Origin of the sequence: Zunongwangia endophytica (assembly GCF_030409505.1) — a bacterium.
Lineage (GTDB): Bacteria > Bacteroidota > Bacteroidia > Flavobacteriales > Flavobacteriaceae > Zunongwangia > Zunongwangia endophytica.
The window spans coordinates 3,023,697-3,038,822 of sequence record NZ_JAUFPZ010000002.1; the positions used below are offsets into that span (position 1 = coordinate 3,023,697).

Annotated in this window: 17 protein-coding genes; 10 read left to right on the plus strand and 7 right to left on the minus strand. The window is 36.8% G+C overall.

Annotated features, from left to right (window positions below):
- Positions 1 to 20 precede the first annotated feature (20 nt).
- The 7 genes from QWY91_RS13175 to QWY91_RS13205 all read right to left on the minus strand — a co-directional run bounded on the left by QWY91_RS13175 (position 21) and on the right by QWY91_RS13205 (position 7,145).
- On the minus strand, positions 21 to 1,475 hold the full coding sequence (locus QWY91_RS13175; protein ID WP_290235825.1) for a sensor histidine kinase: 1,455 nt from the start codon (positions 1,473 to 1,475) through the stop codon (positions 21 to 23).
- Positions 1,476 to 1,573: 98 nt separating this feature from the next.
- Entirely contained in the window at positions 1,574 to 2,122 is a 549-nt protein-coding gene (locus tag QWY91_RS13180; RefSeq protein ID WP_290235827.1) for a CopD family protein, read from the minus strand.
- Between the two features lie 54 nt (positions 2,123 to 2,176).
- Complete coding sequence (locus QWY91_RS13185) at positions 2,177 to 2,872, minus strand: ZIP family metal transporter (RefSeq protein ID WP_290235829.1); 696 nt, start codon at positions 2,870 to 2,872, stop codon at positions 2,177 to 2,179.
- On the minus strand, positions 2,869 to 4,224 hold the full coding sequence (locus QWY91_RS13190; RefSeq protein ID WP_290235831.1) for an MATE family efflux transporter: 1,356 nt from the start codon (positions 4,222 to 4,224) through the stop codon (positions 2,869 to 2,871). The genes QWY91_RS13185 and QWY91_RS13190 overlap by 4 nt, the downstream gene beginning before the upstream one ends.
- The gene (hemH, locus tag QWY91_RS13195; RefSeq protein WP_290235833.1) at positions 4,224 to 5,258 is read right to left on the minus strand and encodes a ferrochelatase; all 1,035 of its coding nucleotides are present in this window, start codon (positions 5,256 to 5,258) and stop codon (positions 4,224 to 4,226) included. The genes QWY91_RS13190 and hemH overlap by 1 nt, the downstream gene beginning before the upstream one ends.
- 118 nt (positions 5,259 to 5,376) lie before the next feature.
- Positions 5,377 to 6,084, minus strand: a complete 708-nt coding sequence (locus tag QWY91_RS13200) for a ThuA domain-containing protein (protein ID WP_290235835.1) — start codon at positions 6,082 to 6,084, stop codon at positions 5,377 to 5,379.
- 164 nt (positions 6,085 to 6,248) lie between these two features.
- On the minus strand, positions 6,249 to 7,145 hold the full coding sequence (locus QWY91_RS13205) for an AraC family transcriptional regulator (protein ID WP_290235836.1): 897 nt from the start codon (positions 7,143 to 7,145) through the stop codon (positions 6,249 to 6,251).
- Positions 7,146 to 7,347: 202 nt separating this feature from the next.
- On the opposite strand from QWY91_RS13205, the gene hemA reads away from it, so the two are divergent.
- The 10 genes from hemA to hemB all read left to right on the plus strand — a co-directional run bounded on the left by hemA (position 7,348) and on the right by hemB (position 14,971).
- The gene (gene hemA, locus QWY91_RS13210) at positions 7,348 to 8,601 is read left to right on the plus strand and encodes a glutamyl-tRNA reductase (RefSeq protein WP_290235837.1); all 1,254 of its coding nucleotides are present in this window, start codon (positions 7,348 to 7,350) and stop codon (positions 8,599 to 8,601) included.
- On the plus strand, positions 8,598 to 9,512 hold the full coding sequence (gene hemC / locus QWY91_RS13215) for a hydroxymethylbilane synthase (RefSeq protein WP_290235838.1): 915 nt from the start codon (positions 8,598 to 8,600) through the stop codon (positions 9,510 to 9,512). The genes hemA and hemC overlap by 4 nt, the downstream gene beginning before the upstream one ends.
- Before the next feature lie 5 nt (positions 9,513 to 9,517).
- A complete protein-coding gene (locus QWY91_RS13220; protein WP_290235839.1) occupies positions 9,518 to 10,162 on the plus strand; it encodes a uroporphyrinogen-III synthase in 645 nt (214 codons plus the stop codon).
- Between the two features lie 52 nt (positions 10,163 to 10,214).
- Positions 10,215 to 10,472 (plus strand): endonuclease domain-containing protein, encoded by a 258-nt coding sequence (locus QWY91_RS13225; RefSeq protein WP_290235840.1) that lies wholly within the window; start codon positions 10,215 to 10,217, stop codon positions 10,470 to 10,472.
- A 192-nt stretch (positions 10,473 to 10,664) separates the two neighbouring features.
- Positions 10,665 to 11,693 carry a uroporphyrinogen decarboxylase gene (hemE, locus tag QWY91_RS13230; protein ID WP_290235843.1) on the plus strand — a complete coding sequence of 343 codons (1,029 nt, stop codon included), beginning with the start codon at positions 10,665 to 10,667 and terminating at the stop codon, positions 11,691 to 11,693.
- A gap of 50 nt (positions 11,694 to 11,743) precedes the next feature.
- Positions 11,744 to 12,172: a DUF6973 domain-containing protein gene (locus QWY91_RS13235; RefSeq protein WP_290235845.1), complete on the plus strand. Its 429-nt coding sequence runs from the start codon at positions 11,744 to 11,746 to the stop codon at positions 12,170 to 12,172.
- Between the two features lie 3 nt (positions 12,173 to 12,175).
- On the plus strand, positions 12,176 to 12,574 hold the full coding sequence (locus QWY91_RS13240) for a hypothetical protein (protein WP_290235847.1): 399 nt from the start codon (positions 12,176 to 12,178) through the stop codon (positions 12,572 to 12,574).
- Position 12,575: 1 nt separating this feature from the next.
- A complete protein-coding gene (hemF, locus tag QWY91_RS13245) occupies positions 12,576 to 13,478 on the plus strand; it encodes an oxygen-dependent coproporphyrinogen oxidase (protein WP_290235848.1) in 903 nt (300 codons plus the stop codon).
- Positions 13,479 to 13,569: 91 nt separating this feature from the next.
- The gene (locus QWY91_RS13250) at positions 13,570 to 13,932 is read left to right on the plus strand and encodes a four helix bundle protein (protein ID WP_290235849.1); all 363 of its coding nucleotides are present in this window, start codon (positions 13,570 to 13,572) and stop codon (positions 13,930 to 13,932) included.
- A gap of 52 nt (positions 13,933 to 13,984) precedes the next feature.
- A complete protein-coding gene (gene hemB / locus QWY91_RS13255) occupies positions 13,985 to 14,971 on the plus strand; it encodes a porphobilinogen synthase (RefSeq protein WP_290235850.1) in 987 nt (328 codons plus the stop codon).
- Positions 14,972 to 15,126: the final 155 nt, after the last annotated feature.

Below are 15,126 nucleotides of genomic sequence, written 5' to 3' on the forward strand. Positions count from 1 at the left end.
TTCCAAAGGAACAGTGATAGTTACTTAGGAAAACGAACTTTGAAGATAGTACCTTTCCCTGGTTTTGAGATGAAATTTATAGTTCCCTTATAAGTTTCTACGATATTTTTAACCATTGCCAAGCCCAGACCCATACCGCTAGATTTTGTGGTGAATTTAGGCTCGAAGATCTTTTCGCGATTTTCTTCTGTAATTCCGTGGCCATTATCAGAAATACTTATACACACCGTTTTTTCCTCTTCCTGGATATCCACAACAATTTTTGGATCGCTAACATCATCCATCGCCTGGATGGCATTTTTAACCAAATTGGTAATCACTCTAATAAGCTGCGTACGATCGAACTTCGCAAGGATTTCTTCTTTTTCTGAATGAAATACAATATAGTTTTCATTAAAAATATCCAGCGCTAATTTGGTGATTTTAGGCACATTGAGTGTCTCGTTTTGCTGCGCCGGCATTTTAGCAAAATTGGAAAAGGCTGAAGCAATCGAACTCATCGTATCGATCTGATTTATCAAGGTGTCGCAAAACTCATTTACCTTATGCTCGATTTCAGAATCATCTTTATCAAATCTACGTTCAAAACTTTGCACACTTAATCGCATTGGTGTAAGCGGATTTTTAATTTCGTGTGCTACCTGTTTGGCCATTTCTCGCCAGGCTTGTTCTCTCTCGTTAGTCGCCAGCTTCACCGCACTTTCTTCGAGCTCGTCGATCATACTATTGTAAGCTGAAATAAGCGCATAAATCTCTTCGGAAGCATTGCTCAGTTCGATTTTTTGGTTTCTCTTATCCAGACGAGTCTGATTAATTTTTTCTGAAATAATCTTAAGCGACTTTGTAATATATTTTGAAAGAAAATAAGACATGATTATCGCGATCGCCAGCATAAAAAGATACACCTCGCCCAAGCGCATTAAAAAATCATTTAAATCACGATTAAGCACACTATCATCCTGAAGGTACGGAAGATAAAGTATCGCTAAAGGTTTAAACTTTTGATCGGTAATATAGGTGTAAGATGACTGAAACTTCTCGCCATCGGATTCCCCTTTTAATAAATAACGTCTGTTAGAAGAAGCTTCAAGCTTTTTAAGAATAGGGGCGGAAATTGTATAATCTGTGGTATCCTTAAAAAAATTTTCTTTTGAGCTTATTAATAATTTCCCTTCAAGATCGTAAATATTAATCTGCATTTCGTGAACCTGAGACATTTCGTAAATCTTCTGGTTCTGCTTAAAAATAGGAGAAATGTTTTCAGTATCGACCACATAAGTGGTACTTGCCAACACAAAATTAATATTCTCTCTAATGGCCTGCTCTTTTCGTTCTAAACGCTCGCGGTGATAATCTTCGGCTTCTTCTTTATATTGATATACCGTAACCCCGGCTATCAAAATAGAAGCTCCCAGCACCAAAAGAATCATGGAGATAAAAATACGAGTACGTAAGGATAATTTTAAAAGCTTCATAAACTTCCCGTTACTGCAAATTAGTTAAAATCATTGGGATAATAATCGCTAATCCTAATCGCAATAATTTTTTACTGAAGAATCAATTATCACACCAATTAAGCATCGGGGTTTTTAGATCTGATCTTTTTGTACAATTTAATTCCCAGCATCAATAATATACCGAGTGCAAATATCCCCAGCACGCCAAAAATCCAATTAAGCGCACTACGAACAATCACTAGAAATATTACTGAAAAAAGGATAACTGTAGCTCCTTCATTCCAAAGGCGCATTTGCGAGGATGTATATTTTACTTTATCTACCTGAAGTTGTTTAAAAATATGATGCGTTTTTAAATGATAGGCTATTAATAAAATAACAAACCCAAGTTTTACATGCATCCAACCTTGCTGCAACCAAACCGGCTGCATAATTAACAGAATCACAGCAAACAAAGTCGCCAAAACAGCAGATGGCCAGGTAATAATAAACCACAAACGCTTAGCCATTAACTTTAGCTGGTTTCCTAAAATCGACTTATCTGGTTCAGGTTTGTCGAAAGCTTCGATTTGATAAATAAATAAACGCGGAATATAAAAAAGACCTGCAAACCAGGTGATCACAAAAATAAGATGAAGCGATTTTATATAATTATAATATTCCAATTAGCGTTTTTTTATTTTATTTTTCAAAAGTAAAAAGAGTAAGTTGAAAACAGATTATTTCTTAAGGCTATTTAATAAAAATGCAAGAATTAACCCTAAGGCTGTTGCAAGCCCAGCAAAATAATCGTCCTTTTTAAAAGCTTTTGGAAAAACCTCTGTAGCTAAACTTGCCACAACAGCACCGCCTGCAAAGCACCTTATATACGAAAGAATATCATTTGATACATCTGCCAAAAAATAATTTCCAAGAATGGCCGCAAGCGCCAAAATAAAAGCAGTTCCTGCCCATAAGATTAGAACACTTTTTGTTGACCTTCCATTTTCTACCATTCCTTTGGCACCGCCAGCAGCTTCTGGCAAATTAGATAGAAAAATTGATCCTGCAAGGGCGGCGACCTGCATGGGACCCGCACCAATAAGCGCCACTCCTAGGGCTAGATTCTCTGGGATACCATCTAAAGTAATTGCAGCAAGCAGACCTCCACCACCGTTAGCTCCCCATTTTTTCTTAACCAAATAATCTAAAAATACGAATACAGATGCGCCAGCAAAAACAAATGCCAATGCCAAAGCTAAAGAAGCTTCTTTGGTGGCTGGATCGATAAGTTCTATGATTGCTGAAACAATTAATGCTCCACCTGCCAAAGCAACTAGGAAACCTTCTAGCTTATCAGATAAATTACCATAAATACCCCAAACTGCTCCAAGTATTAAAGCGAAGGATACTACTAAAACTACGATTATTGTCATTTCTCTGTGAGATTCAAGTTCTTTTTTATTTCACGATTTAGAAAATAACCGGTGACTATAGTAGAAAGTAAATCGGCTATTGGGAAACTAATCCAAACTCCTAATTCACCATAATATTTTGGCAAAATAAGCACTAATGGAATAAAGAAGAAGCCTTGTCTAGATAAGGTAAGCAATAGCGCCGGAACAGCTTTTCCTATCGCCTGAAAATAAGCAGCGCCAATTAATTGCAAGGCAACAATCGGGGTTGCAGCAAATACCCAACGCATAGCCGAAGGTGTTCTTTCGATAATTCCTTCATTTTGGGTAAAGACCATGGCAATCTCTCTCGAAAATTCCATGATTAGCCCAAAAATTACCACCCCCATTAAACAAGCATATAAGATCGCTTTGTTGATAGCGCTTCTTACCCGCTGATATTTTTCTGCGCCATAATTATAGCCGGCGATAGGTAAAAATCCTTGTGTAATTCCCAGTACAGGAAATAGCGCAAACATTAGCATTCGGCCAATAATTGCATAAACGGCGACACCATCTTCACCAGCAAGATCAAAAAGGATATTATTCATCAATAAATAAATAATACTCACTACCGCTTGTCGCGCTAAGGTGACAAATCCTAAAGATCCAATTTCTTTAATAATGGGTAAATGCAGCCTAAAATGGCTAAAATCAATTTTTAATTCTGATTTTCCGGAGAATGTAAAAAACCACAATACGTATAGAAAACAGACAAAATATGATCCTGTTGTTGCCCATGCGGCACCATACATTCCCAAATCCATCACGTTGATAAGCAGATAATCTCCTATAATATTCCCTACAGAAGGAATAATCATGGAAACCATGGCAAAGGTTGGTTTTCCTTCAGCTCTAATCACGTTATTACCCATCATGTTTAACGCGAGGATTGGAACCCCATATAACACAACACGATAATAAATTTTAGCCGGTTCAAAAATATCGCCCTTACCGCCAAAAGCCGGAATAAGCTCATTAATAAAAACAAGGCCTAAAATGACCAAACTCACACAAAGCAATAGTGTAAGTGTGATCTGATTTCCGAAAGTTTTTAGTGCTTTTTTATCGTTATTAGCTCCAAGTGCTCGAGAGATAATAGAAGATCCACCAATACCGATAGACATCCCTAAAGCGGCTATAAAAAAGGATATAGGCAACACTACATTGATGGCAGCAATGGCAGTAGAACCAATCCAGTTTCCTACAAAGATGGTATCTACTAAGATATTGAGAGACATCACCAGAATCCCTATCGATGCCGGTGCCGCCTGCCTAATTAAAAGTTTTCCTATAGACTCATTTCCTAGCGCCTCTGAGCTTACTTTCGCCATTATGCCTCAACCGGTTTTTGGTGCGCCCATTCGTCTACCCAACGAGATAACATTTTCACCCAGTCTTCGCGATCGTTTAAACATGGTATAACAGTAAATTCTTTTCCGCCAACTTCGTGGAAAATCTCTTCTCCTTCCATGGCTATTTCTTCCAATGTTTCTAAACAATCGGAAACGAAAGCCGGAGTTACTACCGCCATTTTTTTAATTCCTTGTTTTCCGAAACGCTCGATCGTACGATCGGTGTACGGTTTTAACCATGGATCAAATCCTAATCGAGATTGAAAACTAACACTATAAGAATCTTTTTTAAGCTGAAGATATTCTGCTACCAACCTTGTGGTTTCATAACATTGGTGGCGATAACAGAATTGATGTGCTGAAGATGCTGTTTGACAACAACTTCCATCAATTTTACAATGTGAATTTGTAATATCACTTTTACGGATGTGACGTTCTGGAACACCGTGATATGAGAATAATAAATGCTCGATGTCTAAACCGTTCAGTTTTTCTTGAATACTATTCGCTAAAACACGCACATAATCTGGGTGATTATAAAAAGCGGGAACAGAAGTAAATTGCATTTCCGGGAAATGTTTCTGGCGCAATTCTTCAGCTAAAACTATAATAGTTTCTGTAGTGGCCATCGCAAATTGTGGGTATAGCGGAAAAAGTAAAACCTCGTCTACGCCCTGCTCTTTCAATTCTTTTAAACCATCATAAATATTTGGTGTGCCGTAGCGCATCGCCAAAGCTATTGGTACCGCAGTTTGATCGTCTACTTTTTTCTGTAACCTTTCAGAAAGAACAATTAAAGGAGAACCTTCTTCCCACCAAATTTTTTGATAAGCCGCTGCCGACTTTTTAGGTCTGGTATTCAGGATAATTCCTTTAACCAATAAAGCACGGAAAAAATAAGGCAGATCGATTACCCGACCATCCATTAAAAATTCACCTAAATATTTTTTTACGTCTTTTGGATCTGTACTATCGGGAGATCCTAAGTTTACAAGAAGTACACCTTTGCTCATTTCTATATCATTTTGCACTACAAAGTTAAGCCTATAAATTTGTTCGCCTGTAAAGAAGTATTATACTTTTTTATTAAACAATAGCTAAAACTACTTGTTAGCTGAAAGAAGAAATAATCTAATCGATCAAATATTTAAGGCATCGTTCTAAATGTTCTCGAAAATAAGCTTCGCTATAGGATTCTTTGGAGTGACCGCCAGCGGTATATATCATTTTACCGCCACCTTCAAATTCCTGAAACCAAGCAATAGGATGATCATTCCCATTTTTTCCGCCTTCGTAAGAAGATTCGTCTAAAGTTAATAATATCTGGATTTCAGGATTTATATTTTTAAAATTATACCATTCGTCTGTTCGAATCCAGTTTTCAGGAAGATGAGATACCGTAAGATGGTTTGGCTTTTCAATATTGATTTTTGCTTGCTGAATATGTGGATGACTTTCAAAATAAGCGCCTATAAACTTTCCATACCAAGGCCAATCGAATTCAGTATCTGTCGCTGCGTGAATTCCGAAGAAATTTCCGCCCTCTTCAATATAATTTCTGAAATCCTTTTGCTGAGATTCGTTAAAAACATCACCTGTTGTATTTAGAAATAGAACAACATCAATTTTTGACAATTCTGAAACAAATATTTCAGCATTATCGGTAGCAGTAACCTCCCAGGTATTTTCTTCAGCAATTTCTTTTAAAGCTTTGATTCCAGTAGGAATTGATTCGTGCTTAAAACCTTCCGTTTTATAAAAAATCAAGATATTTTGCTGCGCATGAAGCATGCTACCTCCCAAAAATAACAGTAGAAATAATAAGTGAATTCGTTTCATTTTGGTTTTTTCAGATTTAATTCAAATTAGAGATTTTTAGAGGTGATTTTTTCCAGCATCTCAAAAATTCTTTTTCTTGATTCTTTCTTCCTGCCTTTGTTCTATATTCTATTTTCTAAAAAAGTAGCGATCTATATTCTGAATACTTCTCAATTGAAAATGATTTAATGCGCCGCCGGTAATGACATTACGTACTTTTTGGGTGTTGTGCCGAACTTTTTCTTAAAAGCTGCAATAAAATGACTTGAAGTACTATATCCCACTCGCAGGCCAACCTCGTTTACATTGTATTCTCCGCTGTCCAACAATTTACGGGCATATTCCATTTTGTAATCGAAAAGAAAACTATACACCGAGTCGCCATAGATCTGCTTAAATCCTTCTTTTAGTTTCTTCAAGCTTAGATTGATCTCATCTGACAGCTCCTGAAGCGAAGGTGGTTCTGCCATTCTGGAAATCACAATGTCTTTGGCTTTTCTAATTTTCAGAATATTTTCTTCATCACTTAAAAAAGGACATTGCTCAATATTTGCATCTTCCGCTCTATTAAAATACAGACTCAACAACTCGTAAGCTTTTGCCTTAAAATACAAACTTTTAATGGTTGGTGTTAAATTAAAATTCATCACCTGATTCAGCACAATTGCCATAGAAGGCGATATTGGCGAATCTTTATAGTATTTTTTATCTTTATTATCGGTACTTAGAAAGGTAATATAATCGGCTTCCTCAGAAAATAACGCATGAAACTTCTTAATAGAAATCACCAATGTCACCAACCACGATTTAGGTCCCAACGCAACATTTAGAGGTAGATTTTGCTGCGGATTATAGAGCAATAGCGATTTCTCTTCAGCTAGAGGTAATTCGTAACGACCATCATTAAAAATAAACTTACTCTCTCCTTTTACATTAAAGTGAAATTGTATAAAACTACTATCAATTTCACGCTCAACAATCTGACTATCAGATGTTTCATTTTGAAATTTAATGATATGAAATCCATCTTCAACTTTTGTCTCTTCAGATAAACTTATAGCGATATTTTTTCCCTCTTCCATGATATTAAAAACTAATTATTTATTTAGAAACAGTCTAAACTAATCTATTTAAACCTGTTGCCAGTACTACAAAAATAAGCTATTTGGCTAATTTACAGTGATAAAATATACAAAATCCCTGTGAGCGACACAAATAGTACTTTGAGCGTTATTTTTTACGTTAACAATAATTTAATTTTGCCCGGCAATCCCTAACGAGTTCATGGAAAGTTCAATTTCTAAAGGAAGACATTTTTATACTATTGGTTTAAGCTACAAAAAAGCAGATGCCGAAATTCGAGGACATTTTAGTCTTACTGAAGATGCGAAGTCTAAGATACTTAATCAGGCAAAGCGAGAAGGCATCGATGGTGTTTTACTTACTTCTACTTGTAATCGAACTGAAATTTATGGATTTGCAGAACACCCTTTCCAACTTATAAAACTTCTTTGCGAACATACGCACGGTACTGTAGAAGAGTTTGAAAAGGTGGCTTATGTTTATAAAAGTAAACAGGCCATTGCACATCTTTTTCGTGTAGGCACTGGTTTAGACAGTCAAATTCTTGGAGATTTTGAAATTATTAGTCAAATAAAACTGGCTTTTGCACAGTCTAAAAAAGTGGGATTGGCTAATGCGTTTACAGAGCGTTTAGTGAATGCGGTAATCCAGGCAAGTAAACGTATTAAAAACGAAACCGAGATTTCTTCAGGAGCTACTTCTGTTTCTTTTGCTTCCGTTCAGTACATATTGCAAAATATCGAGGATGTTTCTAACAAAAATATTTTACTCTTCGGAACGGGTAAAATTGGAAGAAATACTTGTGAAAATTTAATTAAACACACCCAGAATAAACACATTACCCTAATTAACCGAACGAAAGATAAGGCTGAAAAAATTGCCGGAAAATTCAGTTTAACGGTTAAAGATTATGCAGATCTACAGGCAGAAATTAGAAACACAGATGTTCTAATTGTCGCCACAGGAGCACAAAATCCAACTATCAGTAAAGAACTTTTATATTGTAAAAAGGATTTATTGATTTTGGATCTTTCGATTCCTAAAAATGTAGCCGAAGATGTAGAGGAATTGGAGAATGTGAAATTGGTTCATTTAGATCATCTTTCTCAAATTACCGACGAAACATTACAACGTCGTAAAAAGTTTATTCCTGAAGCTGAAGTTATTATTACTGAAGTTCAGGCAGAATTTTGCAAATGGTTAGAAACCAGAAAATTCGCTCCTACAATTAAAGCGCTAAAGAAAAAGCTAAGAATGATGAAAGATGCAGAGCTTGACTTTCAGCGTAAAAAAATAGAAGATTTTAATGATGAGCAGGCAGAAATTGTAAGCAACAGGATCATCCAAAAGATCATGAAGCATTTTGCCAATCATCTTAAAGAAGACTCCAACACCACCGATGAGAGTCTTGAGCTTATCCAAAAAGTCTTTCAGTTAGAAGAACAAGCACGATGAATAAAGTGATACGTATAGGAACACGAGACAGCGAGCTGGCTTTGTGGCAGGCAAAAACTGTACAATCGGCACTAGAAAAGTTAGGCCATAAGACCGAACTTGTTCCAGTAAAATCTACTGGAGATCTAAATCTGGATGTTCCACTTTACGAAATGGGAATTACAGGGATTTTCACCAAAACATTAGATGTTGCGATGCTTACCGGCAAAGTAGATATTGCGGTGCATTCTATGAAGGATGTACCCACCGCTTTACCAAAAGGTATTGTAGAAGCTGCTGTGCTTACACGCGCAAATACAAGTGATATTCTTATTCATAAAGGCATCGATTTTCTAGATGGCGACGGTACAATTGCTACCGGAAGTTTACGTAGAAAATCACAATGGTTACATCGTTATCCTAAACATAACGTAACCGATCTTCGCGGGAATGTGAATACTCGAATGCAGAAATTAGAAGATAACGACTGGAACGGAGCTATTTTTGCAGCTGCCGGTTTAGAGCGTATCGAGATAAAACCAGAGAATTTTATCGATCTAGACTGGATGATCCCGGCACCGGCGCAGGGAGCAATGCTTGTCGTTGCTTTAGCCGAAGATGAGTTTACAAGAAACGCACTTGGTGCTTTAAATCATTATAAAAGCGATATTGAAGTTCACGTAGAACGAGAGTTCTTAAAAACTTTAGAAGGCGGCTGTACGGCACCAATTGGTGGATTAGCCAAAATCGATAATGATAATATTGTGCATTTTAAAGGCGCTCTTTTTAGCCTGGACGGCAAACATAAAATTGGAGTAGAAAAAAGAATCGCAGCAGATCAGGTTGCAGGTTTCGGGAAACTTTGCGCTCAGGAAGTTTTAGAAAATGGAGGCGCAGAGCTAATGGCAAAAATCAAGGAAGTTTTAAACTAAGCCTTATGGCAACTGTACTTTCCACTAAAAAACTCAGTGTTTCGCAAAAGCAATTATTGCTTGGTGCAAAGATGAGTTTCGTAGAGTACGATGCTATTAAAATTGAAAAAATAGATATTGCTACTGCTCCACCATGTATAGAGAACGCCATTATCACCAGCAAAAATGCATTCTTAGCAATCAAAGAAAAAGTTAGTATTACAAATGCTTTTGTCGTAGGCAGCAAAACGGCTTCGCTACTCCAAGAGAATAACATTCAGGTTTTAGAAATTGCGGATAATGCTTCAGAATTAGCTGAAAAAATTATCGAAAATCATCAAAATAAGCATTTTGTTTTTTTCTGCGGAAATAAACGCCGCGACGAACTTCCAATTCAGCTTTCAAAAAAAGAAGTATCTTTTGAAGAATTTACCGTTTATAAAACCAAACTTAATTATGCTGAATTTAAGCAGGAATTTGATGGTGTTTTGTTCTTTAGTCCAAGCGGAGTAGAAAGTTTTTTCAGCAAAAATAAAATTGGTAACGCCATTGCATTTTGTATTGGTTCTACCACAGCAGAAGCCGTAAAAAAGTATACTGAAAATATTAAAATTGCTACCCAGCCCAGTATCGAAAATGTAATTGTACAGGTAGTTAAGAAATATAATTAATTAACCTCCCCTCTAAAAAAGAGGGGATTGAGGGGTGTGTAAAAATTACAATATGAAAATTTATTACAATCCAAAACTAAAAGAGTTAGCCCGTCAATTGCGAAATAATGCTACGAAATCAGAAATAAAACTCTGGCAACAGTTAAAAGGTAGAAGGATGTATGATTACGATTTCCACAGACAAAAACCAATCGATAATTACATCGTAGACTTTTTCTGTAATAAATTACAATTAGCCATCGAGTGTGATGGATATTCTCATCAATTACCAGAGGTGTGGGAAAAAGATGTAAAAAAGAACAAAGATTAAATGAGTTAGGGATTGCTATACTTCGATTTAGTGACGAAATGATTATCAATGATATATCCAATGTAATTCGTGGCATTGAAAATTATATCATTAATTTTGAAGCAAATAATTAATACACACCCCTGATTTTTATTTTATAAAAATCTTCCCCTCTTTTTAGAGGGGATAATTAAGAGGATAAACTATAAAAACATGATTAAAAACGATCTTTTCTTAAAAGCTTTAAAAGGAGAATCTGTAGAGCGCCCACCAGTTTGGATGATGCGCCAGGCAGGAAGATATCTACCTGATTTTATGAAGCTAAAAGAAAAATACGATTTCTTTACTCGCTGTCGTACGCCAGAGCTTGCTACAGAAATTACAGTGATGCCCATCGAACAGGTTGGTACCGATGCTGCTATTCTCTTTAGCGATATTTTAGTGGTACCGCAAGCCTTGGGAATAGAAATCGAAATGAAACCGGGCGTAGGACCATTTTTACCAAAGCCGGTTCGCAGTCCGCTTGATGTAAACGACATCATCGTTCCTGATGTTAACGAAGAACTTGGTTACGTTTATGATGCCATAAAAATGACCAAAGAGCGATTAAATGATGAAGTTCCTTTAATTGGTTTTGCTGGTTCTCCCTGGACAATTTTATGCTATTTAGTACAAGGACAAGGCTCTAAGAACTTTGATAAGGCCAAAGAATTTTGTTTTAAGCGTCCCGATGCTGCCCATGTTTTACTTCAGAAAATTACCGATACCACGATCGCTTATTTAAAAGGAAAAGTAAAAGCAGGAGTAGACGCTGTTCAGCTATTTGATTCTTGGGGTGGTTTATTATCGCCTACAGATTATCAAATCTATTCCTGGAAATATATGCAGCAAATTATTGATGCTTTGAAGGATGAAATTCCTGTGATCGCTTACGGTAAAGGTTGTTGGTTTGCGTTAAAAGAAATGTCTGAATCTGGTGCGGCTGCACTAGGTGTAGATTGGACTTGTTCTGCAACAAATGCACGATATCTTAGTGGCGGGCAAATAACATTGCAAGGAAATTTTGATCCTTCAAGATTATATTCCAGCCCACAGGAAATTAAGAAAATGGTTAACCAAATGATCGATGAGTTTGGTACAGATCGTTATATCGCGAATCTGGGTCATGGTATTTTACCAGACATTCCTGTAAGAAATGCACAGGCATTTGTAGATGCTGTTAAAGAATATCGCCCTAGATAATGGCAATTGGGGCAAGAATACGGCAGCTTAATTTTAAAGAAATTTTTATTTTGCTGAAGTTATTCTTGCCCAAACCATCTTATATTTTTCCTATCTATAAAGCTACTCGAGAAACTCTAAAATCTTGCGATCGGCTTTTTGGAAAAAAACATTATCGCGATACACAGGAAAACGCTTTTAGACATGCCTATTGGAATTTTCTTATTGCTGAAAAGCTTTTCCGAAGAAATAATTCGGTTGAAAAATCGCTAAACTGGACTAAGAAAATTACCGATTTACATGAACGCTTAGCGCCCAATAAAAAGCTTGCTCAATTTATGGATTTGCATAATAACGAAGTAGGACGAAAGATCTTCAGTAATAATCCTGAAGATAATGCGGTTTCTAAACTTCAATACATGATGACTTCCGCAGTAAAAATTAGCGAGCCGATAGCATTAAAATTAGATAAAAATCAACTCGTTTTTATAGAAGATTAAGTTATGCTGAATAAAAATTACCGAGACGAAGAAAAAGAACGGATCGACGCCATGTTGCGATCTATAATGGAAATGGGACACGTTCCTGAAGAGTGGGAAGCGATTCGGTTGGATCTGGATCGAAAACTAAAAGAAGCTTTAGGTATTGGTCTTGATGAAATCCAGAATCTACCTGAAGAAAAGGTAATGGAGCTTTTAGCCGATCTTAATCTTGAATTTTCGCATTACGAAGCGCTGGGTGATATTCTGCTTGGAAGTATCGCTTTAGAACCCGAAGAAAAGCAAGACGATCTTGCTAAAAAAACGCTGCGCATTTACCAAACCGCTCAACAAATAGATAAAACCTTTTCATTTAGCCTCACCCAAAAGATGAATGAAGCAAGAAGCTATAATAATGAATAGCATGAAAGATCAATTTTACAACTATATACAAAACCTCCAGGACACGATAACTTCTAAACTGGAGCAAATAGACGGCAAAGCTTCTTTTAAAGAAGATTTATGGGAACGTGAAGAAGGCGGCGGTGGTCGTACGCGCGTTATTGAAAATGGGGCTATTTTCGAAAAAGGTGGCGTTAATATCTCGGCGGTACACGGCCCTTTAAATCCTGCAATGCAAGAATATTTTGGCGTTGGCGATGTTAACTTTTTCGCCTGCGGTTTAAGTCTTGTGATTCATCCAAAAAGTCCGATGATTCCTACAGTACACGCCAATTGGCGCTATTTCGAGATGTACGATAAAGATGGAACGACGCTAGACCAGTGGTTTGGTGGCGGGCAGGATCTTACGCCATATTATCTTTTTGAAGAAGATGCGATTCATTTTCATCAGGTTTCTAAAAATGCCTGCGACAAACATGATCCCGACTTTTACCTAGAATACAAAAAAAGGTGTGATCTATATTTTTGGAACGCGCATCGTAATGAAGCACGAGGTATTGGCGGATTGTTTTTTGATTACTTAAAGGATTCTGAAGAACACAGCATTGCCGACTGGTATAATTTTGTAACTGAAGTTGGTAATAGTTTTCTGGAAGCTTACGTGCCAATTGTCGAGAAAAGAAAAGAGCTAGAATACGACCAAAATCACCGCAACTGGCAAGAAATTCGTCGCGGTCGCTACGTAGAATTCAATCTCGTACATGATAAAGGAACGCTATTCGGACTAAAAACCAATGGCCGAATTGAGAGTATTCTAATGAGTTTACCACCGCATGTGCAATGGGTTTATGATCACCATTCAGAACCCGGCAGCGAAGAAGCTAAAATTATTGAAGTGCTCGAGAAACCAAAAGATTGGGTTTAGGTAGTTGTTGGTGAATAGTGAACGGTTGACAGTTGACGGTTGACAGCTTACAGTCAAAAGCTGCTAGATTTAAAAAAATAGCTTTGATTAGATGGTAGATTATAGAAAATATAAAGTTTGGCAGAAGTCACACCAATTAGTTCTTGAAATGTATTCGCTTACGCGTAATTTTCCAGAATCTGAAAAATTTAATCTGGTTAGCCAAATTAATCGTGCTTCGGTTTCTATACCTACAAACATAGCTGAAGGTTGTGGCAGGGAAACACAAAAAGAGCTTATTAGATTCTTATATATCTCTTCAGGATCTGCTCACGAACTTGAATACTTACTCCTCCTCTCGAAGGATTTAAAATATATAAATCAAGAAAAATATGATGGCGTGACAGCAACGATCGTAGAGATCAAAAAAATGCTTGCTTCGCTTATCCGAAAAATAAATTCAACAATAAATTAAAAGTTAGCAGTTGGCTGAAAACCGTTAACTGTAAACCGTTAACTATTACATTATGCTTAGAAGAAACCGAAGATTACGAACTAATGATTCCATTAGAAGTTTAGTACGAGAAAATCAATTAACTCCTAACGACTTTCAGGCGCCGCTATTTATTGTAGAAGGTAAAGGTGTAAAGCAAGAAATTGCTTCGATGCCGGGATACTTTCGTTACAGCTTAGACTTATTGAAAAAGGAAGTTCAGGAATTATGGAGCCTGGGAATTAAATCGGTATTGCTTTTTGTAAAGGTTGAGGAAAACCTAAAAGACAATAAAGGTACAGAAGCTATTAATCCAGATGGATTGATGCAGCGTGCTGTAAAAACCGTTAAAGATATCCTTCCTGAAATGATCGTTATGACCGATGTTGCTATGGATCCTTATAGCGAATTTGGTCACGACGGAATTATTGAAAAAGGGCAAGTATTAAATGATCCTTCTGTTGAAGTTTTAGCAAAAATGGCATTATCACACGCGGTAGCCGGTGCCGATTTTGTGGCGCCAAGTGATATGATGGACGGCAGAATTCTGGCCATGCGAAACATCCTGGAAGAAAACGGATATACCAATACCGGGATTATGAGTTACAGCGCCAAATATGCTTCGGCATTTTACGGTCCTTTTAGAGATGCGTTAGACTCTGCTCCTGTAGACGCTAAAGACATCCCGAAAGATAAAAAGACCTATCAAATGGATCCTTCTAATAGAGATGAGGCGATTAAGGAAACACTTATGGATATTGAAGAAGGTGCTGATATCGTTATGGTAAAACCAGGTCTTTGCTATTTAGATATTGTAAGAGATATTAAGAATAATGTGAATGTTCCAATTTCGGTTTACCAGGTAAGTGGAGAGTATGCGATGATTAAAGCCGCTTCAGAAAGAGGATGGCTGGATCATGATGCTGTGGTGATGGAACAGCTTACTGCTATTAAAAGAGCCGGTGCAGATTTTATTGCGACCTACTTTGCAAAACATGCTGCACAAGTGATTCAGAAGTAAGTATAGTAAGCTATAGTTTTATAATTCAGAATATATAATTTCAACTTATATTTTAATTCAGAAGTAAATCCCTCATAGACCTCAAAATCTGTGAGGGTTTCTTTTTTAAGCGAAACATGCTTACGAATTATTAATCTCAAAAGAAGTTTAAAATT